33 protein-coding genes are annotated in these 26926 nt (G+C 45.7%); 27 read left to right on the top strand and 6 right to left on the bottom strand.

Annotated elements, in window-relative coordinates; genetic code table 11:
• Positions 1-29 precede the first annotated feature (29 nt).
• From accC to spo0A, 16 genes are all read left to right on the top strand, one after another.
• Positions 30-1388 (top strand): acetyl-CoA carboxylase biotin carboxylase subunit, encoded by a 1359-nt coding sequence (gene accC, locus AC58QC_RS14095; protein WP_497415759.1) that lies wholly within the window; start codon positions 30-32, stop codon positions 1386-1388.
• Between the two features lie 114 nt (positions 1389-1502).
• Positions 1503-1916 carry an Asp23/Gls24 family envelope stress response protein gene (locus tag AC58QC_RS14090; RefSeq protein ID WP_497415758.1) on the top strand — a complete coding sequence of 138 codons (414 nt, stop codon included), beginning with the start codon at positions 1503-1505 and terminating at the stop codon, positions 1914-1916.
• 85 nt (positions 1917-2001) lie between these two features.
• The gene (gene amaP, locus AC58QC_RS14085; RefSeq protein ID WP_497415757.1) at positions 2002-2562 is read left to right on the top strand and encodes an alkaline shock response membrane anchor protein AmaP; all 561 of its coding nucleotides are present in this window, start codon (positions 2002-2004) and stop codon (positions 2560-2562) included.
• A 14-nt stretch (positions 2563-2576) separates the two neighbouring features.
• Positions 2577-2804 (top strand): DUF2273 domain-containing protein, encoded by a 228-nt coding sequence (locus AC58QC_RS14080; protein WP_068661991.1) that lies wholly within the window; start codon positions 2577-2579, stop codon positions 2802-2804.
• A gap of 119 nt (positions 2805-2923) precedes the next feature.
• Complete coding sequence (gene nusB, locus AC58QC_RS14075; RefSeq protein WP_497415756.1) at positions 2924-3385, top strand: transcription antitermination factor NusB; 462 nt, start codon at positions 2924-2926, stop codon at positions 3383-3385.
• Between the two features lie 61 nt (positions 3386-3446).
• Positions 3447-4313: a bifunctional methylenetetrahydrofolate dehydrogenase/methenyltetrahydrofolate cyclohydrolase FolD gene (gene folD, locus AC58QC_RS14070; protein WP_497415755.1), complete on the top strand. Its 867-nt coding sequence runs from the start codon at positions 3447-3449 to the stop codon at positions 4311-4313.
• Positions 4314-4321: 8 nt separating this feature from the next.
• A complete protein-coding gene (gene xseA / locus AC58QC_RS14065) occupies positions 4322-5692 on the top strand; it encodes an exodeoxyribonuclease VII large subunit (protein WP_497415754.1) in 1371 nt (456 codons plus the stop codon).
• Positions 5679-5930 (top strand): exodeoxyribonuclease VII small subunit, encoded by a 252-nt coding sequence (xseB, locus tag AC58QC_RS14060; RefSeq protein ID WP_497265577.1) that lies wholly within the window; start codon positions 5679-5681, stop codon positions 5928-5930. Before xseA ends, xseB begins: the two co-directional genes overlap by 14 nt.
• A gap of 1 nt (position 5931) precedes the next feature.
• Positions 5932-6840, top strand: a complete 909-nt coding sequence (locus AC58QC_RS14055) for a polyprenyl synthetase family protein (protein WP_497415753.1) — start codon at positions 5932-5934, stop codon at positions 6838-6840.
• 174 nt (positions 6841-7014) lie between these two features.
• Entirely contained in the window at positions 7015-8907 is a 1893-nt protein-coding gene (gene dxs / locus AC58QC_RS14050) for a 1-deoxy-D-xylulose-5-phosphate synthase (protein WP_497415752.1), read from the top strand.
• 32 nt (positions 8908-8939) lie between these two features.
• A complete protein-coding gene (locus AC58QC_RS14045; RefSeq protein ID WP_497415751.1) occupies positions 8940-9770 on the top strand; it encodes a TlyA family RNA methyltransferase in 831 nt (276 codons plus the stop codon).
• Positions 9771-9873: 103 nt separating this feature from the next.
• Positions 9874-10326: a hypothetical protein gene (locus AC58QC_RS14040; RefSeq protein WP_497415750.1), complete on the top strand. Its 453-nt coding sequence runs from the start codon at positions 9874-9876 to the stop codon at positions 10324-10326.
• 2 nt (positions 10327-10328) lie between these two features.
• Positions 10329-10778, top strand: coding sequence for a transcriptional regulator AhrC/ArgR (gene ahrC, locus AC58QC_RS14035; protein ID WP_497415749.1), 450 nt, complete (start codon positions 10329-10331; stop codon positions 10776-10778).
• Positions 10779-10793: 15 nt separating this feature from the next.
• Positions 10794-12521: a DNA repair protein RecN gene (gene recN, locus AC58QC_RS14030; protein WP_497415748.1), complete on the top strand. Its 1728-nt coding sequence runs from the start codon at positions 10794-10796 to the stop codon at positions 12519-12521.
• 117 nt (positions 12522-12638) lie between these two features.
• Positions 12639-13979 carry a SpoIVB peptidase gene (gene spoIVB, locus AC58QC_RS14025; RefSeq protein WP_497415747.1) on the top strand — a complete coding sequence of 447 codons (1341 nt, stop codon included), beginning with the start codon at positions 12639-12641 and terminating at the stop codon, positions 13977-13979.
• 234 nt (positions 13980-14213) lie between these two features.
• Complete coding sequence (gene spo0A / locus AC58QC_RS14020) at positions 14214-15008, top strand: sporulation transcription factor Spo0A (RefSeq protein ID WP_497415746.1); 795 nt, start codon at positions 14214-14216, stop codon at positions 15006-15008.
• A gap of 145 nt (positions 15009-15153) precedes the next feature.
• Here the strand turns inward: spo0A and AC58QC_RS14015 are convergent, their stop codons facing one another.
• The gene (locus AC58QC_RS14015) at positions 15154-15246 is read right to left on the bottom strand and encodes a YjcZ family sporulation protein (RefSeq protein ID WP_082595420.1); all 93 of its coding nucleotides are present in this window, start codon (positions 15244-15246) and stop codon (positions 15154-15156) included.
• Between the two features lie 347 nt (positions 15247-15593).
• On the opposite strand from AC58QC_RS14015, the gene AC58QC_RS14010 reads away from it, so the two are divergent.
• The 3 genes from AC58QC_RS14010 to AC58QC_RS14000 all read left to right on the top strand — a co-directional run bounded on the left by AC58QC_RS14010 (position 15594) and on the right by AC58QC_RS14000 (position 17414).
• The gene (locus tag AC58QC_RS14010; protein ID WP_497415867.1) at positions 15594-16595 is read left to right on the top strand and encodes an MBL fold metallo-hydrolase; all 1002 of its coding nucleotides are present in this window, start codon (positions 15594-15596) and stop codon (positions 16593-16595) included.
• An 86-nt stretch (positions 16596-16681) separates the two neighbouring features.
• Positions 16682-17107 (top strand): hypothetical protein, encoded by a 426-nt coding sequence (locus AC58QC_RS14005; RefSeq protein ID WP_497415745.1) that lies wholly within the window; start codon positions 16682-16684, stop codon positions 17105-17107.
• A 76-nt stretch (positions 17108-17183) separates the two neighbouring features.
• Positions 17184-17414, top strand: coding sequence for a hypothetical protein (locus AC58QC_RS14000; protein ID WP_497415744.1), 231 nt, complete (start codon positions 17184-17186; stop codon positions 17412-17414).
• Between the two features lie 84 nt (positions 17415-17498).
• Here the strand turns inward: AC58QC_RS14000 and AC58QC_RS13995 are convergent, their stop codons facing one another.
• Entirely contained in the window at positions 17499-17765 is a 267-nt protein-coding gene (locus tag AC58QC_RS13995; RefSeq protein ID WP_497257025.1) for a hypothetical protein, read from the bottom strand.
• Positions 17766-17909: 144 nt separating this feature from the next.
• Here AC58QC_RS13995 and AC58QC_RS13990 point away from each other — a divergent pair, with 144 nt between their 5' ends.
• Positions 17910-18161 (top strand): hypothetical protein, encoded by a 252-nt coding sequence (locus AC58QC_RS13990; protein WP_497415743.1) that lies wholly within the window; start codon positions 17910-17912, stop codon positions 18159-18161.
• On the opposite strand, the gene brfA is transcribed toward AC58QC_RS13990, so the two are convergent.
• Positions 18136-18363, bottom strand: coding sequence for a ribosome rescue factor BrfA (brfA, locus tag AC58QC_RS13985; protein WP_497415742.1), 228 nt, complete (start codon positions 18361-18363; stop codon positions 18136-18138). The genes AC58QC_RS13990 and brfA overlap by 26 nt on opposite strands.
• Before the next feature lie 103 nt (positions 18364-18466).
• Here brfA and AC58QC_RS13980 point away from each other — a divergent pair, with 103 nt between their 5' ends.
• Positions 18467-18649 carry a hypothetical protein gene (locus tag AC58QC_RS13980; protein WP_497415741.1) on the top strand — a complete coding sequence of 61 codons (183 nt, stop codon included), beginning with the start codon at positions 18467-18469 and terminating at the stop codon, positions 18647-18649.
• Between the two features lie 83 nt (positions 18650-18732).
• On the opposite strand, the gene AC58QC_RS13975 is transcribed toward AC58QC_RS13980, so the two are convergent.
• Positions 18733-18918 carry a hypothetical protein gene (locus AC58QC_RS13975; protein WP_497415740.1) on the bottom strand — a complete coding sequence of 62 codons (186 nt, stop codon included), beginning with the start codon at positions 18916-18918 and terminating at the stop codon, positions 18733-18735.
• Positions 18919-19053: 135 nt separating this feature from the next.
• Here AC58QC_RS13975 and steA point away from each other — a divergent pair, with 135 nt between their 5' ends.
• A complete protein-coding gene (gene steA, locus AC58QC_RS13970) occupies positions 19054-20202 on the top strand; it encodes a putative cytokinetic ring protein SteA (protein ID WP_497415739.1) in 1149 nt (382 codons plus the stop codon).
• Between the two features lie 39 nt (positions 20203-20241).
• On the opposite strand, the gene AC58QC_RS13965 is transcribed toward steA, so the two are convergent.
• The gene (locus tag AC58QC_RS13965) at positions 20242-20505 is read right to left on the bottom strand and encodes a DUF2627 domain-containing protein (RefSeq protein WP_497415738.1); all 264 of its coding nucleotides are present in this window, start codon (positions 20503-20505) and stop codon (positions 20242-20244) included.
• A gap of 169 nt (positions 20506-20674) precedes the next feature.
• Here AC58QC_RS13965 and lpdA point away from each other — a divergent pair, with 169 nt between their 5' ends.
• The 4 genes from lpdA (at position 20675) to AC58QC_RS13945 (ending at position 25589) form a co-directional block, all read left to right on the top strand.
• Complete coding sequence (gene lpdA, locus AC58QC_RS13960) at positions 20675-22099, top strand: dihydrolipoyl dehydrogenase (protein ID WP_497415737.1); 1425 nt, start codon at positions 20675-20677, stop codon at positions 22097-22099.
• 109 nt (positions 22100-22208) lie between these two features.
• Positions 22209-23219 (top strand): thiamine pyrophosphate-dependent dehydrogenase E1 component subunit alpha, encoded by a 1011-nt coding sequence (locus tag AC58QC_RS13955; RefSeq protein ID WP_497415736.1) that lies wholly within the window; start codon positions 22209-22211, stop codon positions 23217-23219.
• A gap of 2 nt (positions 23220-23221) precedes the next feature.
• Positions 23222-24202: an alpha-ketoacid dehydrogenase subunit beta gene (locus AC58QC_RS13950; RefSeq protein WP_497415735.1), complete on the top strand. Its 981-nt coding sequence runs from the start codon at positions 23222-23224 to the stop codon at positions 24200-24202.
• A gap of 61 nt (positions 24203-24263) precedes the next feature.
• Complete coding sequence (locus tag AC58QC_RS13945; RefSeq protein ID WP_497415734.1) at positions 24264-25589, top strand: dihydrolipoamide acetyltransferase family protein; 1326 nt, start codon at positions 24264-24266, stop codon at positions 25587-25589.
• Positions 25590-25593: 4 nt separating this feature from the next.
• Here AC58QC_RS13945 and prli42 read toward each other — a convergent pair whose 3' ends face one another.
• The gene (gene prli42 / locus AC58QC_RS13940; protein WP_157276701.1) at positions 25594-25698 is read right to left on the bottom strand and encodes a stressosome-associated protein Prli42; all 105 of its coding nucleotides are present in this window, start codon (positions 25696-25698) and stop codon (positions 25594-25596) included.
• A 72-nt stretch (positions 25699-25770) separates the two neighbouring features.
• Here prli42 and AC58QC_RS13935 point away from each other — a divergent pair, with 72 nt between their 5' ends.
• Positions 25771-26901, top strand: coding sequence for a M20/M25/M40 family metallo-hydrolase (locus AC58QC_RS13935; protein WP_497415733.1), 1131 nt, complete (start codon positions 25771-25773; stop codon positions 26899-26901).
• Positions 26902-26926 lie beyond the last annotated feature (25 nt).

The following is a 26926-nucleotide window of genomic DNA, read 5'->3' as shown; positions in this document are numbered from 1 at the left end:
CTTACGAAGAGCTCTTAGGAGGGCAAATCATGAAATTTCATAAAATTCTAATTGCGAACCGTGGCGAGATTGCGGTTCGTATTATCCGAGCATGCCGTGAGCTAGGCATCTATACTGTTGCTGTCTACTCGGAAGCAGATCGGGATGCCTTGCATGTTCGTCTTGCGGATGAAGCTTATTGCATCGGACCGACAGCATCCAAAGATAGTTACTTGAATTTCACCAACTTGATGAGCGTGGCCACGCTAACGGAATGCGATGCTATCCATCCAGGATACGGCTTTCTAGCTGAAAATGCAGACTTCGCAGAAATTTGCGAGAGCTGCAATATCACCTTCATTGGACCTTCCCCTGACGCAATCTCCCGGATGGGTGATAAGGCGGTTGCTAAGCAAACGATGAAGGAAGCGAGAGTTCCGATTATTCCGGGGTCTGACGGTTTGGTTGAGGATATTGAGGATGCCGTGGTTATCGCACGCGATATCGGGTATCCAATTATTATCAAGGCGACAGCAGGCGGCGGAGGTAAAGGTATACGTATCGCAGAGAACGAGGATACACTTGTTCAACAGATTACGGCTGCGCAGCAAGAAGCACAGAATGCTTTCGGAAATGCAGGTATTTACTTGGAGAAGTACTTAACAGGCATGAAGCATGTTGAGATTCAAATCCTTGCAGATAAGCATGGCAATGTTGTTCACTTAGGCGAACGTGATTGTTCTGTACAGCGTCGGAGACAGAAGCTTGTTGAAGAAGCGCCTTGTCCGATTCTAACAGAAGAAACGCGTAAAGCTATGGGGCAAGCAGCTGTACGTGCAGCGAAGGCTGTGAATTATTCCGGCGCAGGGACACTTGAATTCCTATTAGGTCCAGACGGTAATTTTTACTTTATGGAAATGAACACGCGGATTCAAGTTGAACACCCTGTAACCGAAATGATCACTGGTATCGATATTATCCAAGAAATGATTCGCGTGGCTGAAGGCAACCCGCTGTCATTCCGACAAGAAGATGTCCGCATCAATGGTTGGGCGATTGAATGCCGCGTTAACGCAGAGGATCCGAATCGGAACTTCATGCCATCCCCAGGGCAAGTGAAATTTTATTTGCCTCCTGGCGGGTTCGGTGTGCGTGTGGACAGTGCGGTTTATCCAGGATATTCGATTCCGCCACATTATGATTCCATGATCGCCAAGCTAATTGTTTGGGGAAGTACACGTGAAGAGGCAATTAACCGCATGAAAAGAGCTCTCAATGAGTTCGCGGTAGATGGTGTGAGCACGACAATTCCTTTTCATTTGAAGCTGCTTGAGCACAAGAAATTTATCAAGGGTGACCATGATATTAAGTTCTTGGAAGAGCACGATGTGAACGATCCAGAATCGTAGACAAACATTTGTCATATTTTTGCCAAAATGTTATACTAATAAATTAAGATGGCTTATCCCATTTATACAGGGCGCCAATATTCTCTGGCGCAAAACTTATTAGGAGGTGCCACAATGAGCACAATCGCTCCGGATTACGTCAAGACAGACATGGGCAGCATCCAGATTGCCCCCGAGGTTATCGAAATCATTGCCGGTTTGGCAACGGTGGAAGTGCAAGGTGTAGCGGGGATGAGTGGCGGATTAGCTGGCGGCATTGCTGAATTACTTGGACGCAAGAATTTGTCCAAAGGCGTAAAGGTAGAGGTCGGACAACGTGAAGCTGCCATTGACGTCTCCATCATTATCGAATACGGAAATCGTATTCCTGAAGTTGCAAGTGACATTCAGAACAATGTGAAGCAGGCTATTGAATCAATGACAGGTTTAAATGTTGTTGAGGTTAACGTCCATATTCATGATGTTCATTTCAAGCAGGCGGATAAACCGATTGAAGAAGAACCAGCCGCTGCCCATCGTGTGAAATAGGCGGTAAAGCTGAGCCATATGGATCAATTGAAACCCCCTACAGGTTGCAGGGGGTTTCCTCTAACTTAGGAAGGGGACAAGCGTAGTGGGTAAAATTGTGGACAGGCTCTTGCTGCTTTTCTATAGCCTGATTATTTTCGTCGTATCGATCGTTGTATTGTTCACAGCATCTAGCTGGATCCCACTCGATCAAGCAAGTCAAACGCTTAGTCATTTTTATTACGAGAAGAACTACGCGTATCCGGGCATTATTATCAGCTTGATCATGCTGCTGATCTCCGTACGTTTCTTGATCGTAACGCTTCGTCGCGGACGTTCCCAAGCACCGTCGATTGATCAACGGACCGATTTTGGCGATATCCGTATCTCCATCGAGACAGTTGAGAATCTATCCCTGAAAGCCGCGGGTCGCACGAAAGGTGCGAAGGATCTGCGTGCACGAGTTAGAGTGAATCAATCCGGGCTAGAAATTACAATTAGAACCATTGTAGATGGGGAAAGCTCGATTCCGGAACTGACTGAAGACATGCAAGGTACAGTGAAAAGTTACATAGAAGATATTACCGGTATTCCTGTAGCTTCCGTAACCGTATTCGTAGCGAACATCGTGCAATCTGCCCCAACGTTTAAAAGCCGAGTCGAATAGAGGTGAATCCACATATGTGGAATGAACTATGGGAATTCCATAGGGGCAAAGTAATCGGAGTGACAGCGGGTATATTCTTCGGTTTTATTTATTTGTTTTTTGGTTTTTGGGATATGTTGATCTTTGGATTCATTGTACTTGTAGGTTTTTATGTTGGTAATAAGCTAGATCGTAAGGAAAGTTTCGTCATGTTAGAAGACATTTGGCGCTATCTCACACAAAAATGGAGAATGTTTCGCTAAAATCCCTGGTACAACCATGGATTTTTTTGTTTGGATTGGCTACATTTTGACGTATACTAGGAGAAAGAGTTTTTAGGAGAAGGTCGTTTTGCAGGAGCGAAACGCTTAGGAGGAACAGGATGAAACGCAGAATTGCACGTGAAATTGCTATACAAAGCTTATACCAAATCCAAATGAATGAGGCTACGCCTCAGGAGGCAGTTCAAATCGCGATTCATGAGGCCGAACATGATAATGAATCGCAATTGGATTTCTCCGGGGATAAGATAGATCCAGTCTACATCATTGAGCTTGTTGAGGGAACTTACAAGAACAAGGTTAGCATTGACGAGTTGTTGGAGGAGTATCTGAAGGGCTGGGCTATGGACAGGCTGTCTCGTATTGATCGGGAAGTGCTGCGCTTAGGTGCTTATGAGATGCTGTATCGCGATGATGTTCCACCGAAGGTTGTTGTCAATGAAGCCATCGATCTGGCCAAGCATTATGGAACTGAAGAATCAGGGAAATTCGTGAATGGTGTGCTTGGGAAAATGATTAAAGAAATCGACGAGCTGAAAGAAAAAGTTCTGCGTACTCAATGATCACAGTGCATTTCACTTTCATATAGGTATGGCTTAAGAGGCTAAGGGGGAAATAAATAACATGTCAGCACAAGTAATTAATGGGAAAGAACTCGTGAGCTCCATTCGTGAGGAAATTAGATCTGACGCAGCGGCACTTACAGCGCAGGGAAACCAACCAGGTCTTGTCGTTGTTATTGTTGGTGAAGATGCAGCTTCACAAGTCTATGTAAGAAACAAAGCGAAAGCTTGCGATGATGTAGGCATCTATTCTGAAGTACATCGCCTACCTGAGCAAACGACACAAGAAGAATTAATCGCACTCATCCATGCTTTTAACCATAATAATCGAATTAACGGTATTCTTGTTCAGTCACCACTACCCAAGCATATCGACGAAGAAGCGGTTGTGGACGAGATTGATCCTGCGAAAGATGTAGATTGCTTCCACCCGATTAATGTTGGAAACCTCATGATTGGGAAAGATGGCATGAAGCCCTGTACTCCGCATGGTGTCATTGAAATCCTCAAACGGACAGGCGTTGAAATTGCTGGTAAGCATGCTGTCGTTGTAGGCAGAAGTAATATCGTGGGTAAACCGATGGCGATGTTGTTATTGCGTGAGCATGCAACCGTATCCGTCGTTCATTCTCGCACGCCCAAAATGGAAGAGATCACGAAGCAAGCAGATATACTTGTTGTAGCCGTAGGTAAAGCACACTTGATTAAAGCGAATCACGTGAAACCAGGTGCAGTCGTAATTGATGTTGGGATGAATCGTCCTGCAGACGGCAAATTAACTGGGGATGTTGATTTTGAAGCTGTGAAAGAGATTGCAAGTGCGATTACACCTGTACCTGGTTGTGTGGGTCCAATGACGATTACCATGCTGCTTCGCAATACAGTTGATGCGGCTAGCCGTGCAGCTAAAGCGAATGTGAGCGTATAGTAACCCCTATGGCGAGAAACGAGACCAAGATTTTATCGGTTAAGGATTTAAACCGTTATATTAAGCTGTTGCTGGAAGGAGACTCACGTCTCCAAGATGTGTGGGTGCGAGGCGAAATCTCGAACTTCACCCATCATTCTAGTGGTCATATGTATTTTACGCTGAAGGATGCAGACGGTCGCCTGAAAAGCATTATGTTTGCTTCCCATAACCAGAAGCTTGGATTTATCCCGAAAGAGGGCACGAAAGTGATCGCTCGCGGGAATATTTCTGTTTATGAGCGAGACGGCGCTTATCAATTCTATGTAACGGCGATGCAGCCTGATGGCATCGGCAGCTTGTATTTGGCTTTCGAGCAGCTGAAAAAGAAGCTCGAAGCCGAAGGGCTATTCGCGCCAGAGCGCAAGAAACCGATTCCTCGGTTTCCGCGCGCCATTGGCGTGATCACGTCCCCGACGGGGGCCGCCATACGTGATGTCATCATCACGCTGCAGCGGCGCTTCCCGTCGATCCCGATCTTACTGTACCCTGTCCTCGTACAGGGTACACAGGCGGCTCCTTCGATCGTGAAAGCGATCGAAGCCATGAACCGACTCGGTGAAGCCGACGTGCTCATCGTGGGCCGCGGCGGCGGCTCACTGGAAGAGCTGTGGGCCTTCAACGAGGAAATCGTTGCGCGGAGCATCGCTGCTTCCGCGATTCCGATCATCTCGGCCGTCGGCCACGAGACGGACTTCACGATCGCCGACTTCGTCGCCGATCTGAGAGCGCCGACGCCTACGGCGGCGGCAGAGCTCGCGGTGCCGCACCACCTCGAGCTGAAGCAGCAGCTATCGCAGCAGGCACAGCGCCTGCACTACGGGCTGCTGCAGCAGCTGCGCCGCAAGCAGGAACGGCTGGAGCGCTCGAAGCGCTCACCGTTCCTGACTAACCCCCGCAGGCAGCTGCTCATGCAGCCTGCGGAGCGCCTCGACCGGCTGGCGGAGCAGCTCGGTTACCGCATGCGTCAGCGCCTAACGGAGTTGGCGCAGCGTCGATTGAAGCTGGAGCGTCGCTTGTCCAACTTCAATCCGACTGAGCAGGCCGTGATGGCGAGACGACGTTTGGACACGTCCAAACGTCAGATGCTCACGGCCATGCAGACACTCCTGCGCTCGAAGAAGCAGGAGTGGCAGTCAGGCGTCCGCCATTTGGACGCCCTCAGCCCGCTGAAGGTCATGCAGCGGGGCTATAGCCTTGCTTATGACGAACAGGAGAAGCAACTCGTTCGTTCGGTCGCTCAGGTGGAAATTGGTGATCGTTTATCCATACGTCTTAAGGACGGTAAAATACAATGTCAAGTTTCAGGGATGGAGGCGAACATGGATGTCAGCAAGTGAAACAGAAGTAAGCTTTGAATTGGCGATCGAGCAACTAGAACGCATCGTAAGTCAACTGGAAAGCGGCGATGTGCCGTTAGAGAAAGCAATTGAACTGTATCAAGAAGGCGTGAGACTCTCCCACCTATGCGGTGTTAAACTTGAGCAAGTGGAGAAGAAAATTGAGATGCTGGTTGAAGGGGAAGCTGGGGTAACACGAAAGCCTTTCCAGCCTGTCTTGGAAGATAAGGGGAATTAGTTTGAATAACACGACGTCCAACATCCATACATATATCGCTTCCCATGCTGAATTGGTCGAAGCCGCACTACGTCAGTCGTTGCCTGCTGCTTGGGAGGTCCCTGCTTCACTGCGTGAGTCAATGGACTATTCCTTAATGGCAGGCGGGAAACGGCTGCGTCCCATTATGGTTCTAGCAGCTGCTGAAGCTCTCGGGGGCTCGCTTGAGGCTGCCATGCCTGTGGCCCTAGCCATTGAATTAGTTCATACGTATTCCTTGGTGCATGATGACCTTCCAGCGATGGACAATGATGATTACCGCAGAGGAAAGTTAACGAATCATAAGGTATATGGCGAGGCGATGGCTATTTTAGCTGGCGACGCGCTGCTTACGCATGCCTTTTTCAGTGTTGCCCAGGCGCACAAAAAGTTTGGCGTGCCTGCTGAGCGTGTGCTAGCGATTACTGAGGAGCTTGCCGTACTTGCAGGTGCGCGTGGGATGGTTGGCGGGCAGGCTGCGGATATGCTGGGTGAACAAGGTCTGACCAAGTTGGAAGAGTTAACCTACATTCATACGCACAAAACAAGCGATCTCATTGTTTTCTCCCTGCGTGCGGGTGGACATATTGCAGGGGCGACTGAAGCACAATTAGAAGCGCTCAGTGAATTCGGACACGCTCTAGGACTTGCTTTTCAAATTCAAGATGATATTTTGGATATTATCGGTGATGAGGCGAAGCTTGGTAAGCCTGTGAAGAGTGACGAGAAGCAACAAAAGGTCACTTTCCCTTATTTTATTGGCATGGAAGCTTCTGAACAGAAGGTGCAAGAGCTGACGAATCAAGCGAAGGAAGCCTTACTTCGGTCCAATATTGCCAACCCTGATAGGTTGCTGCAGATCGCAGATTACTTGATGAAAAGAGATCACTAAGTGACCGTTTATCGAGATCCTTTTTTATTCAAAATGAAACTTCTTGTCATGGTAAACGTACTCGTTCTATAGGGGGGCGTATCCGTCAATCCATGGCGTTTTACACGATTTACCCAATTCTATGATATAATGGTGAAATCTTAGTATTTTCACATTGAAAGTGAGGAAACAAGCGTGCTGCTCGAACAAATCAATCGGCCTGCGGATTTGAAGCGGTTATCCTTGACGGAGCTTGAAGACTTGGCAGGAGAAATCCGTCAATTTCTTATTGAAAAGCTTTCCGTTACAGGTGGTCATCTGGCCCCGAACTTAGGCGTGGTTGAACTCACAATTGCCTTACACACCATGTTTCACAGCCCGTACGATAAACTGATTTTTGATGTGGGTCACCAAGCATATGTGCACAAAATTCTAACTGGACGCAAAGATAAGTTTGATACTTTGCGTAAATATAAGGGGCTTTGCGGCTTTATTAAGCGTTCCGAAAGTGAACATGATGTCTGGGAAGCAGGACATAGCAGTACATCACTGTCCGCTGCCATGGGTATGGCGATGGCGCGTGATCTCAAAGGCGAACATAATAAAGTTGTTGCCATCATCGGTGATGGTGCGCTTACTGGCGGCATGGCGCTTGAAGCGATGAATCATATTGGTCACGAGAAGAAGAATATTACGGTCATTCTGAATGACAATGAGATGTCTATTGCGCCCAATGTAGGGGCTCTTCATAATTATTTAAGCAAAATTCGTTCCGATCGTCATTATCTGAAAGCCAAAGAAGAAGTCGAACACTTACTGAAGAAAATTCCTGCCATCGGCGGAACGCTGGCTAAAACCGCGGAGAAGCTGAAGGATAGTCTTAAATATTTTGTTTTGAATGGTGTATGGTTTGAGGAGCTAGGCTTTACTTATATCGGACCTGTTGATGGACATAATCTACAAGTCCTTATGGAGACGCTGAAGCAGGCTGAGAAGGTTGTTGGACCTGTGCTGATTCATGTCGTTACGACGAAAGGGAAAGGCTATAAGCCTGCTGAGAATGATTCACATACTTGGCATGGTTTAGGGCCCTACAAAATGGAGTCGGGTCAAGTTCTCAAGTCATCTGGACCGCCAATGTATACACAAGTATTCGGAGATACACTAATCGAGCTTGGAGAGAAAGATTCCCGAGTAGTGGCAGTTACGCCTGCGATGCCTGGCGGATCTGGATTGTTGAAATTTGCGAAGCAATTTCCGAGTCGTATGATTGACGTAGGGATTGCAGAACAGCATGCGGCTACCTTATGTGCAGGCTTGGCAAGCGAAGGCTTAAAACCTGTGTTTGCTGTTTACTCAACGTTCCTGCAACGTGCGTATGATCAAGTTGTTCATGACATTTGCCGACCTAAATTGAATGTTACCTTTGCCATTGACCGCTCAGGCTTCGTTGGCCCAGACGGCGAGACGCATCAAGGGGTATATGATATTTCATTTTTGCGGACAATTCCGAACATGGTTTTAATGATGCCGAAGGATGAGAAAGAGCTGCGTGACATGATGCAAACGGCTCTCGAATATAACGATGGTCCGATTGCTTATCGGTATCCGCGTATTAATGGCACAGGTGCCAATATTGATGAGGCTCCTAAAGCGATTCCACTGGGTACTTGGGAAACAGTTCGTGAAGGCGATTATGCCGCTGTACTTGCCGTTGGACCTATGGTTCAGGTTGCCGAAGAGGCAGCTGCACAACTGGCACAGGAAGGCATTGAGCTTCGCGTCGTAAATGCAAGATTTATTAAGCCTTTGGACGAAGCTTATCTGCTTCAGTTAGCCAAAGAATCAATGCCGGTAATTACCATGGAAGAAGGCTCGATCCAAGGTGGCTTCGGAAGTGCCGTACTGGAGTTTTATGCAGAGAAGCGTATTGTTGGTTTACAAGTTGAGCTGATGGGGATTCAAGATTACTTCGTTGAGCATGGCAGTGTGCCAGAACAGCGCGAAGAGGTAGGATTAACCGTTCATCATCTTATTACAGAAGTGAAGAAGCTAGTGCCGCGTAAAGTCCTCCGGGCTAAGGTCTAGTAACCGATTGGAATAGGAGCAACACATCGTATATGTCATCGGATAAAGAACGGTTAGACTTATTGCTGCTAGAGCAAGGGTATTTCGAGAGCAGAGAAAAGGCAAAGGCCGCCATTATGGCAGGCCTTGTTTTTGCGGATGAAGAGCCAGTTGATAAAGCTGGTATGAAAATAAGCCGGAAAGCCGTTCTCAAAGTAAAGGGCGCACTTCATCCTTACGTGAGTCGTGGCGGACTTAAGCTTGAAAAGGCGTTAAAGCAATTCGAAATCGACTTGCAAGGTGCGGTTATGTTGGACATCGGGGCTTCCACAGGAGGTTTTACGGATTGCGCACTGCAAAATGGTGCTGCTTCCGTCTACGCTGTCGATGTCGGTTATAACCAATTGGATTGGTCGCTGCGCAATGATGAGCGTGTTCATGTGATGGAGAGAACGAATTTCCGTTACACGAAATTGGAGGATTTGAACGGTCCGAGACCGACCTTTGCTAGTATTGATGTTTCATTCATTTCATTGCGTATTATTTTACCCCCGCTGAAAGAAATCTTAGGGGATCAAGGGCACGTAGTTGCATTGATTAAGCCGCAATTTGAAGCAGGCCGAGAGAAGGTCGGAAAGTCTGGTGTTGTGCGTGACAGCGACGTACACATAGATGTGCTAACAACTGTATTGACATTTGCTGAGGAGCTCGGCTTTCGCTTGAAGGGCCTGACTTACTCGCCAATAACCGGTGGTGAAGGAAATATTGAGTTCCTTGCTTTCTGGGCTAGTAACGATGAGGAAGAGTCGCTTGCAGCGCCTTCTTCAATTAAAGACCTTATTGCAGAGACGGTGAAAGCTTCGCAGAAATTACATGGAAAATAAACTCATCTTTGAGAACGCCTTTTGCGGCCCTGAGATGGGTTTTTTCACTTCAGAGAAAGGATTTTCCTTCTGAACTCGCGAATACTATGGCGAGGTGAAGGACATGGAACAAGGCGATGTTAAAGTCATTTTGTTAATCCTGATCGGAATTGTGAGTATCGTCATTTGGCGATTTCAGAAGTGGGCAGCGGGTACAAGTCGAAGACGAGGGCGGATACCAAGGCATGGAAATATTCCTGCGGATGATGTGGTTGAACTATTAGAAGCTGCGGGCTTCGATGTGCTTGCAGGCAAGACCAAAATCCCTATTACCATGACAGTGGGTGAGAGGGATCAGCTGGAAAGCCGATTATTTATTGATTATTTTGTGCAAAAGGAAGATGATGTTTATCTTGTGAAAGTGGCGAGAGAACGCAAACCACTTGAGATGACAGGGAGCGCTGTACGGGACATGCTGCTGCCCTACACCCTCATATATCCTGAGGCACAGGGTATCCTTTACGTTGATATGACCGTTAATAAAATCAAAAAAATCACATTTCACATAGAGGTGTAAGGATGAAGGGTCAAAGGCATGTAAAAATTAGAGAAATCATTACAAATCATGAAATTGAAACACAAGATGAATTGGTTGAAGCGCTGCGCGCGGCTGGATTTCATGTGACACAAGCAACGGTCTCTAGAGATATTAAAGAATTACACTTAATCAAAGTCCCTCTCGATGATGGCAGATATAAATATTCCATGCCTGCTGATCAGCGCTTTAATCCTATGCAACGACTGCGTAGAGCATTAAGTGATCATTTTGTCAGCGTTGATTATACAGATAATTTGGTCGTCATGAAGTGCTTGCCTGGTACTGCGAATACGATTTGCGCTTTGATTGACAATTTGGAATGGCATGGGGTCATGGGTACGATCTGTGGAGATGATACGATTCTAGTGATTTGCCGCGGGAAAGAGAATAGCGTAACTTTTGTAAATGAAGTCATGTCCTTATTATCATAATATCAGGAGGCGTTCATGCTTACAGAGCTTTCGATTCGTAATTTAGCTGTTATTGAACATGTGCATATTCGATTTAAAGCAGGCTTTCACGTTCTAACAGGGGAAACTGGTGCTGGGAAATCGATCATCATAGATGCGTTAACACTGATTGTCGGCGGTAGAGGATCATCGGAATTGGTTCGCTATGGTGCGGATAAAGCGGAGATTGAAGCGATGTTTGATTTACCAGCTTCTCATCCGGTTTGGCATACGCTTACAGAGCTTGGGATTGAGGCAGATGCTTCCGAGCATCTCATTATTCGTCGAGAAATTACGGCTACGGGCAAAAGCTCAAGTCGGATTAATGGTCAGCTTGTGAACATGACGATGCTGCGTAAAACAGGGGAGTGGCTCGTAAATATTCATGGTCAACATGAGCATCAATCACTTCTACATGTGGACGAGCATATTCACTCGCTTGATTTATTTGGAGATGCCGAGATTGAGTCAGCGAAGTCAGCGTATCAAGCAAGCTATGATCAGTATATGAAGCTCCAGAAGGAACTTAACGATCTGCAAGAGACAAGCAAGCAGGCGTTGCAAATGTTAGATCTGTATCGTTTTCAAATCGACGAAATATCGTCAGCTAAGCTCAAAATCGGTGAAGATGAGACTTTAGCTGAGGAAAAACGGAAGCTAGCTAATGCGGAGAAGCTGTATCAAAACTCGTCCGAAGCCTATGATTTTCTCTATGCAACGAATCGAGGACTTGATGCTGCGGGCAAAGCTGTCTCACGCCTGCAGGATATTGTGCAGCTAGATCCGACGAATTTGAGTCCTCTTCTGGAACAAGCCCAATCGGCCTTTTATCAGTTGGAAGATGCCGCTTACCAGATTAGGGATTACCGCGATGGCATCGAATTCAATTCGTCCCGGTTAGATTATATTGAACAACGATTAGATACCATCACGTCTCTTCGTCGTAAATATGGAGAGAATATTAAAGAGATCCTAAGCTATCTAGAGAAGATCAAAAATGAAGTCGATACGATTGAAAATAAAGATGAAATTATTCGTAAATTAGAGGACAAGCTTATTCATGCTGAGAAACAAGTCGGTGTACATGCATTGGATCTATCCAACCTACGTAAAGGCATTGCTAGTGATCTCTCTGCTCAAATTGAACACGAATTGCGTGATCTTCAAATGGAACGAACACAGTTCCGCGTGCAAATTGCCCATATTATCGACGATCGTGGCGTAGAGGTTGATGGGAACAAGGTGCGCTTTTCCAGACAAGGAATTGATCAAGTTGAGTTTCTCATGGCACCTAACCCAGGAGAACCGTTGCGTGGACTCAGTAAAATTGCCTCGGGCGGAGAGCTCTCTCGTATTATGCTCGCAATGAAAGCTATTTTTGCACGTATTGATCAAATTCCTGTACTTGTATTCGATGAGGTGGATACGGGGGTTAGCGGGCGCGCGGCGCAAGCTATTGCTGAGAAAATGTCCGTTCTTTCGCAGAGCTGTCAAGTATTCTCCATTACTCATTTACCACAGGTTGCCAGCTTTGCTGATGTTCATTTCTATATTCGGAAAGAAGTGGATCACGAACGCACTTTCACGCGGGTTCAAGATATGCCAGATGCTGGCCGGATTGAAGAGCTTGCGAGGATGCTTGGTGGTGTAGAAGTAACAGAAACAACGCTGCATCATGCGGGAGAAATGCTTACCATGGCAAAAAATAAGAAAGCAAGGGCATGAATGTATAGATAGTCATCATTTACAGTTATAAAAGAGGGGGACTGGGGTTAACTTATAGGTACGCAATTGACGAGTTGATCGTCAGGGCTCAAGGAATTTTGAAGGAGCGTGTTGATAGTGCAATCCAACAAAAGAAAAAGATTGTTCGGACTCTTGCTCGTCTTCTTCGTTTGCTTGGTCAGTGTGTCCCCGCCTTTTCAGAGCTTTGCCTCCTTTCCACAAGAACTCCGATTGTTCAGCGGGCAAGGGAAGCAGCTTCAGTTAACGATGCCGGTCAGTGCCCAGGTCACGGTCAAGGATACGGATATTGTGAAGGTAAATGGCAACGCCGAGCACTCATTTCAAGTTAATTTAAACGAACCCATTTCTTTGCAATCCGATCATTCCGGACAAACGGAAATGAAGCTCAAGTTGTTCGGGGCCATTCCGATCAAGACCGTCAAAGTGAATGTCGTACCTGATTTAAAAGTGATCCCAGGGGGCCAAACGATCGGTGTGAAAATTAAGTCAGCCGGTATTTTGGTAGTAGGTCATCATTTGGTGACAGTTGCCTCAGAGCAAAAAGTTTCACCTGGGGAAGAAGCCAAAATACAAGTCGGCGATTTAATTATGAAAATCAATGGCAAGGATTCAAAGGATGTTAGCAAGGTAGCGGAGCTAGTGGCTAAATCAGGCGAAAGCAAGAATCCGCTTGTTCTGCAAATTTTACGAAATAATCAAGAGCTTGTTGTAAAGCTGCAGCCTGTCTATGACATCGTAGATAAGTCTTACCGCTTAGGGCTGTACATTCGCGATTCCGCGGCAGGTGTTGGCACATTAACCTTCTACGCACCAGATCAGGGCGTCTATGGGGCTCTTGGACATGTCATAACCGATATGGACACTCAAACACCGATTGTTGTAGGCGATGGCGATATCGTATATTCGAATGTGACGTCCATTTCCAAAAGTCATAATGGCGATCCGGGCGAGAAGCATGCTACTCTTTACAAAGACAGTAAAGTTATCGGTAATATTGAACGTAACACGGCCTTCGGTATATTCGGTAAAATGTATGGAGCTCCTGATCACAGTTTAGATAAAGAAGCGATTCCAGTTGCTTTCGCAGAAGAAGTGAAAGAAGGTCCAGCGCAAATTTATACAGTGCTTGAAGGGCAGAAGGTGGAAAAGTTTGATATCCAAGTCGTTCATGTATCCAAACAAGACGTTCCGGGTACCAAAGGTATGGTTATCAAAATCACGGATCCACGTTTATTAGATAAAACGGGTGGCATTGTTCAGGGGATGAGCGGCAGTCCAATTATCCAAAATGGAAAATTGATCGGAGCGGTCACCCATGTGTTTGTGAATGATCCGACTAGCGGCTATGGCTGCTTCATAGAATGGATGCTGCAGGACTCCGGAATCATCCTTCGTCCTAAATCAGGAAACACCAACAAAGAACTAAAGGTGAGTTAATGCCTTTAGTTCTTTATTTCTTTTTAATCTCATTTTACAGAAAGATAGCGAGTTTAGTGACTTCGTGTCGAATAATGTTGGAATCAGAAGATAAATATTTTATTATATAAGAAAGTCAAACAAAAGAAAAGAAAAATAATATTCGACAGAAGGATTTTAAAAAGAGCTGTCGAATAGCTTTACATAAGAGAGAAAAATCCCATCTTGTTTTAGTAGCTAAAGGAGGAAGTTCAGTTGCAAAAAATTCAGGTATTACTTGCCGACGATAATCGAGAATTCACCCATTTATTATCAGAGTTCATTGGTGAGCAAGAGGATATGGAAATTATGGGTGTTGCGTACAATGGTAATGAAGTCCTTCGTTTTCTGGAGCAACAGCGTGAGCTACCCGATGTTCTCATTTTAGATATTATTATGCCTCATCTTGATGGGCTCGGTGTTCTGGAAAAAATGCGTGAAATGAATCTTCCTTCACAGCCCAAAATTATTATGCTTACGGCATTCGGCCAAGAAAATATTACGCAAAAAGCAGTGCAGTTAGGTGCTTCCTATTACATATTAAAACCATTTGATATGGAAACCCTTACGAACCGTATTCGTCAGCTAGCTGGCAATCCATCCACAACTACCACAACCTCAACGCCGCGTGCGAATGTTGTGCATATGCCAAAGGGTAAGAATTTGGATGCTAATATCACAAGTATCATTCATGAAATTGGCGTACCTGCTCATATTAAAGGCTATCAATATCTGCGCGAAGCCATTACGATGGTTTATAATAACATCGAGATCCTTGGCGCGATCACCAAAACGCTCTACCCTGCCATTGCCGAGAAGTACAAAACAACGCCTAGCCGCGTTGAACGTGCAATTCGCCACGCGATTGAAGTCGCATGGACGCGCGGCAACATCGACAGCATCAGCTTCATATTCGGATACACCATTAACATTTCCAAGTCGAAACCGACAAACTCAGAGTTTATCGCGATGGTTGCGGACAAACTGCGTATCGAACATAAGGTTTCTTGAGAGGGTTAGTATCTTTGTAAAACAGATATAATTAAGGACGCTCACGCTGAGCGTCCTTTTCTTATTTTCGGGATCCGCATGAATGGCGTTGGAAGCAGAAAGACTACCTAGACAGTCTAGGTAGTCCTTCTGTATTAGTTTTGAATTACCAAACAAATGCGCTAGTGATAATAACCAATAAGATGAAAAGTACCAATACAGCTGCTGCAGAAGTACCATACCCAGTTCCACAACTCATTCGAATCAACCTCCAATGGATATTTGGTTTGTGTTTCGAGATAGCTTATGACTATTTCTGAGGAATGTTTGGGCGAAACGACTGATTGTGCTAATGTCCCTGTCCGCTGAAATAATTTTGTGGAAGAAGAGGATCATCTTGAAAACTTGGAACCAGGGGATAAGTAGTTACGTTATTACAACGTAGCTTATTCTTTCTATGGTGAGATCGTGTAGGCAGATTAGAATTAGTATGGAGGCAATTAGAGGATGTTACTTACGTTAGTAATTGTTGTGGTTGTGGTTGGTGTCTATTATCTGTTTATGAATGTGTATCCGGTATTCGGTCGAAAGCCTGCCAAGGCTGAGATGCTTCGGTTTACGGAATCTCCACAATATGCGAAGGACAAGTTCGAAAATCCAGTTCCAACGATGATGAATATGAGCTTCACAACTACGCTAGGGATTTTGCGAGATATGATCAAGGGAAGTCCTTATCGACGTCCAGCAGCTCTTTTACCAATGGAGAAGCCTCAATTTAGGGTAAATGAAGCCACAAGCGTTACGTGGTTTGGGCACTCAGCGAGCTTGCTTACGATTGATGGAAAAGCCTTGCTGCTTGATCCGATGTTCGGGAGATCACCTTCTCCATTCCCATGGTTGGGTAAAAACAGATACAGCGGCGGAATCCCATTTGAGATCGAAGAGCTCCCGCGAATAGATGCCGTTATTTTATCTCACGATCATTATGATCATTTGGATTATGGCTCGATTATGAAAATAAAGCACAAAGTGAATAGGTTCATTGTGCCGCTTGGCGTTGGCGCTCACTTAATCCGCTGGGGAGTACCAGCAGCCAAGATTGAGGAGCACGATTGGTGGGAGGAGCTGACTTATGAAGGACTGCGGCTCGCCTGCACGCCTGCTAATCATTTCTCGGGGCGAAGTGTTAATGATCGTGGAGCAACCTTGTGGTGCTCTTGGGTGATCAAGGGAACGCAGTCCAGCGTCTTTTTCAGCGGTGACAGCGGGTATACGCCTCATTTTAAGCAAATTGGTAATAAATACGGACCGTTCGACCTGACATTGATGGAATGCGGGCAATATGATGAGCGTTGGGCGGATATCCATATGATGCCGGAAGAAACCGTTCAAGCGCATCTCGATTTGAGAGGGAAGGTCATGCTGCCCATCCATTGGGGAGCCTTCACGTTAGCTATCCATGATTGGAATGATCCTGTTGCACGTGCCGCGAAGGCTGCTGAGGCGAAAGGGGTAACGATGGTAACGCCGCTAATCGGCCAAACCCTTATTTTGAAGGGTTCGGATGTGGTGAGCTATCCAAAAGCGGATTGGTGGGTTCAGCGTTAACTTGAGCTAAACTGGCTACAAGGGTTCTCACATGGTATTATGGATGAGGTTAATAGACAGAAGTGATCAGGAGAGAAGAAGAGTCTATGTCGGAACAAAAAAGTGTGCGCAAATTTCAATTTCTGGCCGTTGTGCTGGGAATAGCGATCGATAATATCGGGACGATGTTATCATCAGCTTTGATTGGCAGTTTATATTTTGGGAGCGGTCCGGTGCAGGATCAAGATGTAAATGCGATATATTCGAGCGTAGCACTGCTGCTTGTATTTCTAGTCATGGGCTTGTTCTGTACGTTTCTAGGCAGTTATTTTACAGCTAAGGTGGCCAAGCGTGCGGAGCTTTTTAATGCAGCGATTATTGGCGTTATCGGGGCAGGGATTGGATTTGATTCCTTATTAACAGATGACGTCATTCCTTTATGGTATGAGTTAATTGGGCTTGTAGCCATCGTACCTGTGGCACTCCTGGGTGGTTATGTCGCGCTCAAGAGGAAGAAAGCTGCAGCAGCATAATGAAAGCCTATTAAGACTAAATAGTTTTGTGAATACACCGTGTCTATATGTGAATTGTGGTTGGGAGGTGGGCGATATGCCGAAGTTCGCAAATGCGAGTGAGGAAGCAACGGCATTTCTACGCAAGCAAACAGGCAGCACTCAGTTGGAGTGTTATACCTACATTGATGCAGAACATAGCACAGATAGCTTCTTTATTGTGAAGACCAGCAACAAGGTCATTCATGTCTCCTTTGCAGAGATTACGTATGATCAGAGGAGTTATCAGAGCTTACTAGAAGGGCTTTATCGAGCAATTTATGAATAATTGCGGACCGCTCATATAGCATTGCCATACAACAATGAAACCCCTCAGCCGATTGGCTCAGGGGTTTCGTCATGGTTTTATGTTTTACTTAATGAACGATAATGCTTGATCAGCAATGGAGTGCTTGTAGCGATCAAGACAATTGCAAAGATAATCTTTGCGGCAAATTGGGCAAGGCTCTTTCATCAATCGGTTCAAATCGGTTACGCGACCAATGCCTGTTTCAGCGTCTCTTTCGAAGAAAAGACGACATTTGTTGCGGTCTTTCAAAGAAACAACGACTTCGAATAGACCATTCTTTTTATTATCACTTACTATTGTTGCATCAACTACCTGCGGATCGTAGGCCATATGTATTTCCTCCTAAGAGTTTGCTCAGCAAAACGTACTACATCGCAAATTCATAAATTAACATGCTTTTCTCTTTGTTTGCTCAGTTGCATTAGTATATTATATAAATAAAAAAGATTTTATTCAATAGGAGGTCATCTAGACATGATCATGGACTATTGTGAACAGGAAATATCAGAGGGTCAGACACTTATACACATTGGTCTGCAGTTCGAGGATGAACCTGATTCTTTATATGTAGCGGAGCTAGAAGTGGATGATCAGGGGGTTGTCAGGCGTTGGCAGCTATTCTTTAATGGCTTTGATTGCAAATATAGCTTTCGCCCATCGGAGAAAGAAGAAATGATTTATTACGCAGGTCAACAGGGCATTACCATTCGCGATGTTCAAGAATAGAAAAGGAATTATCGCCATGTAGAGTATGGTTCAAATTCCTTGATTTGTGTTTATTTTGTTGTTTGTTTTGAAGTTCTATTCGTGTAGGTGTTGTTTTGGTTACGGGATTCATCCCTTGCCAGTGTAATCGGTTCATGACTGGATCCAATTTTCCTTCACGTATACAACGTTGACGCAATTTTTGAGCTTGAGATCGTGACATGTGGATTCCCTCATTTCAATTTAAGTTCTTATGTCTATTTTATCAGGTGATTGGGAAGAGGCAATGGAAAGTTTTTTTTTATTAATCAAAAAGGGTGGTCAGCTTGCGCATACAAATACAATTAGCGGTAGATGGCGAAACGAAGAAGACGGATGTGCTCGAAATTGCAGAGTATAAGTTAGGTGAAATGACGGACGAAGAGATCGAACAAGCGATCGAAGTGAAAATTCGAACTTGGGTTGATCGTATGGTTCAAGTGGAGTGGGAAGTGATCGACGAGGGCTAATAGAAGCGTTGTTACATCATCGTCATAAAACGGCTCCGCAAGGATATACCCTACGGAGCATCAGTATTTCAACCTATGTATGTTTAGTGAACAACGGTATTGACTCCTGTCTTCTGCAAAGCATGTTCCCAACTTGGGTAGTAATACAGGGCGTTTTTCATTAGATCAGGATGCAGCTTCTTCACATTTTTTTTGGCAAGTGACTCCCCTGTGCTGTGAAGCTGCACAATTTGGCCTAACACTTCATCTGCGCTCATGTTTAGCTCCATAGATAATTCCTCTCCTTTCTTTAAGAATATAAACCAATGCTTGCCATTCACAGCTGAAAATATACATAGAATTTTGTGGGATCGGGTAAATTAGGTAGGCCATGAGACGACGTTAGGAAAGTCAGGTGTCTTACCTTGAATTGGTCTTCTTTATCATTATTTGCCGCGAAACCAAACCCGCTCTGCAAAGGGAAAATTGCCATAGCGTCAACATTTGAATCCTTTCAACAACTTCCGGTAAGTCGTGTTGTTGTGCTCACACAAGATGACCTCAATGAAGAACATGTGCAGGAGCTTATCGACCGAAGGGTAAGGGCTGTCGTACACTGTGGGCAAGTCATGTCTGGTGTCATCCCCACGCAAGGACCTCTCTTACTTTTACAGCATCATATCCTGATATGTGAACTAGAAGCTGGTCATATCGAAAGCTTCTTACCTGATACTGAAATGATTATTTATCAGGATACGATCCAAGTGTCTGGTCAGTCTGTTCCAAGTAAAATCTTTACTCGTGAAGACTGGTTGTCTGCACAACGGGCAGCGAATGAGCAGGTATCTGAACGGTGGGAGTCATTCATTGAACACACATTAACTTTTGCAATGCAAGAAAAGCATGCCGTCAGAGAGCCTTTACCTCATTTAACGCTGCGTACCCAATTAGAAGGTAGACACATCTTGGTGGTTTCTGCAGGGAAAGGTAATAAGAAGGACCTACGAGCAGCGAAGGGGGTTATTACCGCGTTTAAGCCAATTTTACTAGGAGTTGGCGAGGGGGCGGATGCGCTGCTTGCTGAGGGTTATCTTCCGGATATTGTCGTAGGGGAAGCCAATCAAATTTCCAATCGAATATGGCAGAGTGGTGCGGAAATAATTATCCATACCTATCCACGCCATCAAGAAGGTAACGAAGTACTTTCACCCTTCAGTTACGATACACATGTTTTATCTTGCATTGGTAACAGTGAAGATGCTGCTTTATTGCTTGCTTATGAAAAAGGCGGAGAATGGCTAATTACAGTTGGCGTACAATCGCATATGAGTGAGTTTCTAGCCAAAGGCTGTGAGGATATGGGGAGCACGCTGCTTGTGCGGATGAAAGTCGGTGAAAAGCTCGTGGATATCAAAAGTTTACAAGCCTTGACTGTTCAATCAACTCAATGGGGAAAAGAAGCGGTTTCTACTTTACTTCTCTCGAGTGTATTTATCGGGCTAAGTTTGTTCCAACTTCATTGGATATTGAAGCGCGCGGCGCATGTTGTGTGGAAGCTTGTTGGAGCGAGCTGAGGGTTGAAGTCAAAAAAAAGACCGGACGCAGTGTCCGGTCTATTTGTTGCGTTTAGGTTTGAATCTGGGAGCGAGATAGTTCCGCTTACGGTCTCTGAAAAAGGTCCAGCCGCCAATAAAGGCAACACCGAGCAGAAACAAAATCAAGCCAAGGAAGAATTTCCCCCATAACATGCCACTATTGGTAGTCGTATCGAATTGAGCGAAAAAGGCATCTTTCATCGCGAGAAAACCATAAGTTGCTGTAATTCCGGGAATAACGAGAAGTAGAATGGCAATAAAACGATAAAAGGTTGCTTTCATAGTGACTCCTTACGTGACATCAAACATGTATTTTCTACATCATACTCTGAATCTGCTAACGTGTCTAATTCACAAATAAGACTATGACTTCGATACCAAAAAAGGGTAATATAATAGAGACGCACGTATACATATAACAAGTAATTGTTTCAATAGGAGGCTTATATACATGAGTGAACATAAATATGATGTCGTAGTATTAGGTGGAGGAATCGGTGGCTATACCGCTGCTATTAGGGCTGCACAGCTAGGTAAAACCGTGGCAATCGTCGAACGAGATAAAATGGGCGGTACTTGTTTACATCAAGGCTGCATACCGAGTAAAGCATTACTGCGGAGTGCTGAAGTGTATGCCACGATGAAGCATAGTGAGGATTATGGCATTACTGCACAATCGATCTCGTTGAATTTTGATCAGGTTCTAGGCCGGAAGCAACGAATTGTTGATCAATTACATCAAGGACTTCAGTTCCTGATGAAAAAGAATAAGATTACGATTCACCATGGGAATGGGCGTATTATCGGACCTTCGATTTTCTCGCCACGCAGCGGTGCTGTTTCTGTTGAGAAGGAAGATGGTGATATCGAAACACTTCTATCGAGTAATTTAATCATCGCAACGGGCTCTAGACCACGCAGCTTGCCTGGCTTAGAAATTGACGGCACCTCCATCATCACAAGTGAAGATGCGTTAAGGATGGAAAGCCTGCCGAAGTCCATTATCATCGTTGGCGGAGGCGTCATTGGCGTTGAATGGGCATCAATGCTGAGTGATTTTGGCGTAGATGTAACGGTCGTAGAAGTTGATAAGCGTCTAGTCAGCCTAGAAGACGAGGATGTTTCCAAGGAGTTGGAGCGTTTATTCAAGAAACGCGGCATTAAGCTGGAGACAGGCACGAAGTTGTTACCGGAGACCGTGAAAGTGTCTGATGGCATGGTCACCATGCAAGTGGACAGGCAGGGTGTGGTGCAGGAGCTATCCGCGGAACGAGTTCTTGTTTCGGTAGGCCGCGTGGCGAATGTTGAAGCCATGGGACTTGAGAATACGGATGTCAAAATCGACAAAGGTGCAATTCGCGTCAATCGCTTTATGCAGACGACGGAATCACATATTTATGCGGTTGGCGATGTGATTGGCGGACTCATGCTGGCGCATATGGCAGGCCACGAAGGCATTGTAGCAGCGGAGCACATTGCTGGACATCAGCCAGATGAGCTTCAGACGCACCTTGTCTCCAAATGCACGTATACAAGACCTGAAATTGCCAGTGTTGGTTGGACCCAGCAGCAAGCGATTGAAAAAGGTCATCAAGTGAAAGTTGGCAAATTTAGTTTCAAAGGAATAGGGAAAGCTCTAGTTTATGGAGATTCGGATGGCTTCGTGAAGGTCATTGCTGATAAAGATACGAATGATATTCTTGGGGTTCACATGATTGGTCCTCAAGTAACGAACAGTATCACAGAGGCGGCGTTGGCTCAGGTGTTGAATGCGACGCCTTGGGAGGTTGGACAGACGATCCACCCGCACCCTACGCTTTCGGAAGCATTAGGTGAAGCTATGTTAGCCGTTGATGGTATAGCAATTAGCGGATAAAAATTGTAATCATAAACGTTTGCGTTTATAATATGCTTATAGAGTCAAGTACTAGGACCAGGTAATAAGTTTTAGTAGCCATTATAATCTCACTAAGGAGGCAACCTCCATGTCCATTGGTCAGCTATATAAGCACAGAAGTTTAGGATTATCTGATGATGAAGCCGTACGTATGTATACGGTCATGAGTCTTGCAGCTAAATATGATGAGCGTGCATTCATGCTTCAACGCGCAGGTAAGATTCCTTTCCATGTTTCAGGAATGGGGCAATATGCGGGTCAAGTTGGTATGGCTTTCGCGATGCAAACAAAGAAGGATTATTTCTTACCCTATTATCGTGATTATGCTTTTGTCCTTTCGGTTGGTATGACCGTTAGAGATCTCATGCTTGCCGTTTTCTGTAAAGCAGAAGACGTGAATAGCGGCGGCAGACAAATGGCTGGTCATTTCGGTGATCGCAAAAATCATATCGTAACTGGTTCTTCGCCGGTGACTACGCAAGTTCCGCATGCAACTGGGTTTGCGTTAGCCGCGAAAATGAAAAAACAAGATTTCGTTACGTTCGTCTCCTTCGGAGAAGGCTCCAGCAATCAAGGGGATTTCCATGAAGGTTGTAATTTCGCGGGTGTACATAAGCTGCCGGTTATTTTCGTCTGCGAAAATAATCAGTATGCGATTTCGGTGCCACTACATAAGCAGGTAGCGGGCAAAATAGCCGACCGCGCCATTGGCTATGGCTTCCCAGGTATTCAAGTAGATGGCAGCGATGTGTTGGAAATGTATCGCGTTACCAAAGAAGCGAGAGAGAGAGCTGTTTGCGGCGAAGGCCCGACGTTGATCGAGATGATGTCTTATCGACTCATGCCTCATTCCACCTCGGATGATGACATGCTCTACCGGACGAAGGAAGAGGTCGAAGAGAACCGTCAGAAAGATGGCATTTTGAAATTCAAAGAATATTTAATCGCATGTGAGATATGGAGCGAGGACAAAGATAAAGAATTGCAGGAACGTCAGAAGCAAGAAATCAATGAAGCTACGAAGTATGCTGATCTGGCCCCTTATCCGAAGCCAGAAGATACGCTTCTTCATGTTTATGCGGAAGGAGATGGCAAATAAATATGGCAGTTATTACGTATTTGGAAGCAATTCGCTCTGCGATGCAGGAGGAAATGCAACAGGACGACAATGTATTCGTCCTAGGTGAGGACGTAGGAAAAGGCGGCGTTCTCAACACGACCAAGGGACTTCGCGATCTATTTGGCGAAGAACGTGTGTTGGATACGCCTCTTGCCGAATCGGCAATCGTGGGCGTAGCCATCGGCGCGGCGATGTATGGCATGAAGCCGATCGCTGAAATTCAATTTGCCGACTTCATCTTCCCGGCAACGAATCAAATTCTAAGCGAAGCAGCGAAAATTCGCTATCGTTCGAATAATGACTGGAGCTGCCCGATTGTCATTCGTGCCCCTTACGGCGCAACTGGCGCAGGTGCCTTGTACCATTCACAGTGTCCAGAATCGGTATTCTTCGGCACGCCAGGTCTGAAGATTGTAGCACCATCGAATCCGTATGATGCCAAAGGTCTATTGAAAGCGGCAATACGCGATGGGGATCCTGTGCTTTATTTTGAGCATAAGAAATGCTACCTCGCTTTGTCCGCTGAAGTTCCGGAAGAGGATTATATCGTGCCTATCGGCAAAGCGGATGTGAAGCGTCAAGGGACGGATATTACGGTCATCGCGTATGGCATGGTTGTGAATTATGTACTTCAAGCTGCGGAGGAATTGGCGAAGGAAGGCATCTCTGCACACGTACTTGATTTGCGGACCTTGCAACCTCTTGATCGCGAAGCAATTCTAGAAGCTGCGAGAAAAACAGGCAAAGTACTCATTACCCATGAGGATAATAAAACAGGTGGGGTAGGTGCGGAAGTATCTGCAATCATCGCGGAAGAGATGCTGTTTGAATTGGATGCACCAATTGCGAGACTATGCGGTCCTGATGTCCCTGCGGTAGGCAGCAATCCACCGATGGAGAAGTTTTTCCTACTGAATGCTGATAAGCTGAAGGAAGCCATGCGTCAGCTAGCTTTATTCTAAAATAGAGTTCTTATCCATTGATCTTTTCGAGTGATCTTTTCCGAAATTAGGAGGTACTTGTATGAACACAACCGGCCGCCTCACCGAGGTTACTGTTCCGCATTTGGCGGAAAGTCTCGTTTCGGCTACAATCGGCAAATGGCTAAAGAAGCCAGGCGATTATATTGAACAATATGACGTTCTTTGTGAGATGTTCACAGAGAAAGTAAATACAGAAATGCCTAGCCCTATTGAAGGTAGACTTATCAGAATTATTGTCGGCGACGGCGAAACAGCGGCCGTTGGCGAAGCGATTTGCGTCATTGAAGAGCCTGCGGGCTCTTCGGCAGACGCTGCAGCGACACCTATCGCTGCCCCAATAACGTCGTCTGATTCCGATGACTCAGATCAAAGCATGCGTGGCCGCTTCTCACCAGCGGTTCACAGACTTGCCCAAGATAACCGTGTAGATTTGGCAAGCGTAGCTGGGACAGGTCTTGGCGGACGCATTACCCGTAAGGATGTAGAGACCTTTATCGCATCCGGAGGTGCTAATGCAGCACCAGCGGCCGTACAAGCGACGGTACCGCCAGCAGCAGCTGTCGTAGCTGAAGAACCAGCGAGTCAGCCTGTTCGCAGCTCTGGAATCCATTTATCGGCGAGTCCACAAACACCGCTGATTGAAGCGGAAGGTCACAACCTGGATGCTCGTAATGAGCATTTCATAGACGTAACGCCTATGCGTAATGCGATTGCCACGAAGATGCGTCAAAGCGTTACTGAAATTCCGCATGCTTGGACCATGATTGAAGTCGATGTGACCAATCTGGTTGTCTTGCGTAACAAAGTGAAGGACGAGTTCATGCGCCGCGAGGGCATTAACCTAACCTACTTGGCGTTTATGCTGAAAGCAGTTGTCAACGCAATCAAAGATTATCCAATCATTAACTCCGTTTGGGCAGTAGATAAAATTATCGTGAAACGGGATATTAATATTTCCTTGTCCGTTGGAACGGAAGATTCCGTTATGACACCGGTTATTAAGAAGGCCGATCAGAAAAATATCGCTGGACTCGCAAGGGAAATTGATGAGTTGACGAAGAAGACACGTGCGGGGAAATTATCGCTGAATGATATGGTTGGCGGGACATTTACCGTAAATAATACAGGCTCCTTCGGTTCGATTCTGTCGTACCCAATCATTAACTACCCGCAAGCGGCGATTGTGACGTTCGAATCAATCGTGAAGAAGCCTGTCGTGATTCAAGATATGATAGCGGTGCGTTCCATGGTTAACCTTTGCTTATCGTTGGATCACCGGATTCTCGATGGTGTGATCTGTGGAAGGTTCCTACAAAGAGTGAAAGAAAATTTAGAAAGCTACAACGCGGATACTAAAATTTACTAATTTCTTATGATGTGAAAAATAATCCGGCAGTAAACAATAAACTGGATAACAGCATCACGATGAGCATAATGTAAATAACGACTTTAAACCATTTTTTATTCTGTAGCACGGGATTCACTCCTTTTTCGTCCAAGCTTGTACCGTTATATTGTAACTCAAAGTGTGTATCGGAGGAAAGTACATGATTCAACAAGATCGTTTAATCCAAGAGTTCATCTCCCTAGTTCAGGTGGATAGTGAAACTCGATTTGAGCAAGACATTTGTGTTGTTCTTAAAGAAAAATTCAGCCACCTGGGCTTAAAGGTTGTTGAGGATGAGTCGATGGCCAAAAGCGGCCACGGCGCAGGCAACCTGATCTGCACATTAGAAGCGACAGACGCGAATCCTGCAATCCCTACTATTTTCTTCACATCACATATGGATACGGTTGCTCCTGGGAATGGGATCAAGCCGCAAATCGGTGAAGATGGCTACATTCGCTCGGATGGTACAACGATCCTTGGCAGCGATGATAAAGCAGGCATTGCAGCGATGCTCGAAGGGATTCGAGTCCTCAAAGAGCAAAACATCCCGCATGGCCGCATTCAATTCGTCATTACAGCGGGAGAAGAAAGTGGCTTGAAAGGCGCACGCGCAATGGAGCGCAGCAGCATGGAAGCGGCATATGGCTTCGCGCTGGATTCCAACGGAAATCTTGGCGATATCGCTACAGCAGCACCGGGTCGTGCGGAGATCGAAATCATTTTCCATGGCAAATCAGCTCATGCGGGTGTTAATCCGGAAGATGGCATCAGTGCCATCCAAGTTGCAAGCAAAGCGGTTTCGCGCATGTCCTTAGGCAGAATCGACAATGAAACGACTGCGAACATCGGAAGCTTTTCTGGTGTGGGACCGCTTAACGTGGTCTGCGATAAAGTGAAGATGGAAGCCGAAGCGCGCAGTATCGTTCAGCACAAGCTGGAAGCGCAAATTGCAGCGATGAAACAGGCATGTGAATCCGCTGCTGCGGAAGCTGGAACGACTTGTGAGTTCAATGCCGACATCGTATATGCTTCCTACATGCATGATGATTCAGCACCGGTGGTTCAATTAACATCGCGTGCGATGAGTACGATAGGGCTAACAGCAAAAACCTTCCACTCCGGTGGCGGAAGTGACGCCAATATTTTCAACGGAATGGGCATTCCTACCGTGAATTTGGCCGTTGGTTATTTAGAGATCCATACGGTCAAAGAGCGTATCGCGATTAGCGATCTCGTCAAAACAGCAGAACTGGTTGTTGCACTTGTGAAAGAAGCAGCGAAGGGTTAAGATCTGAACAATAAAAAAAACCGAT

Source organism: Paenibacillus sp. J22P51, from assembly GCF_059692215.1.
Note: the sequence above shows the minus strand (reverse complement) of the source record. Positions and strands in the feature narration are given on the sequence as shown.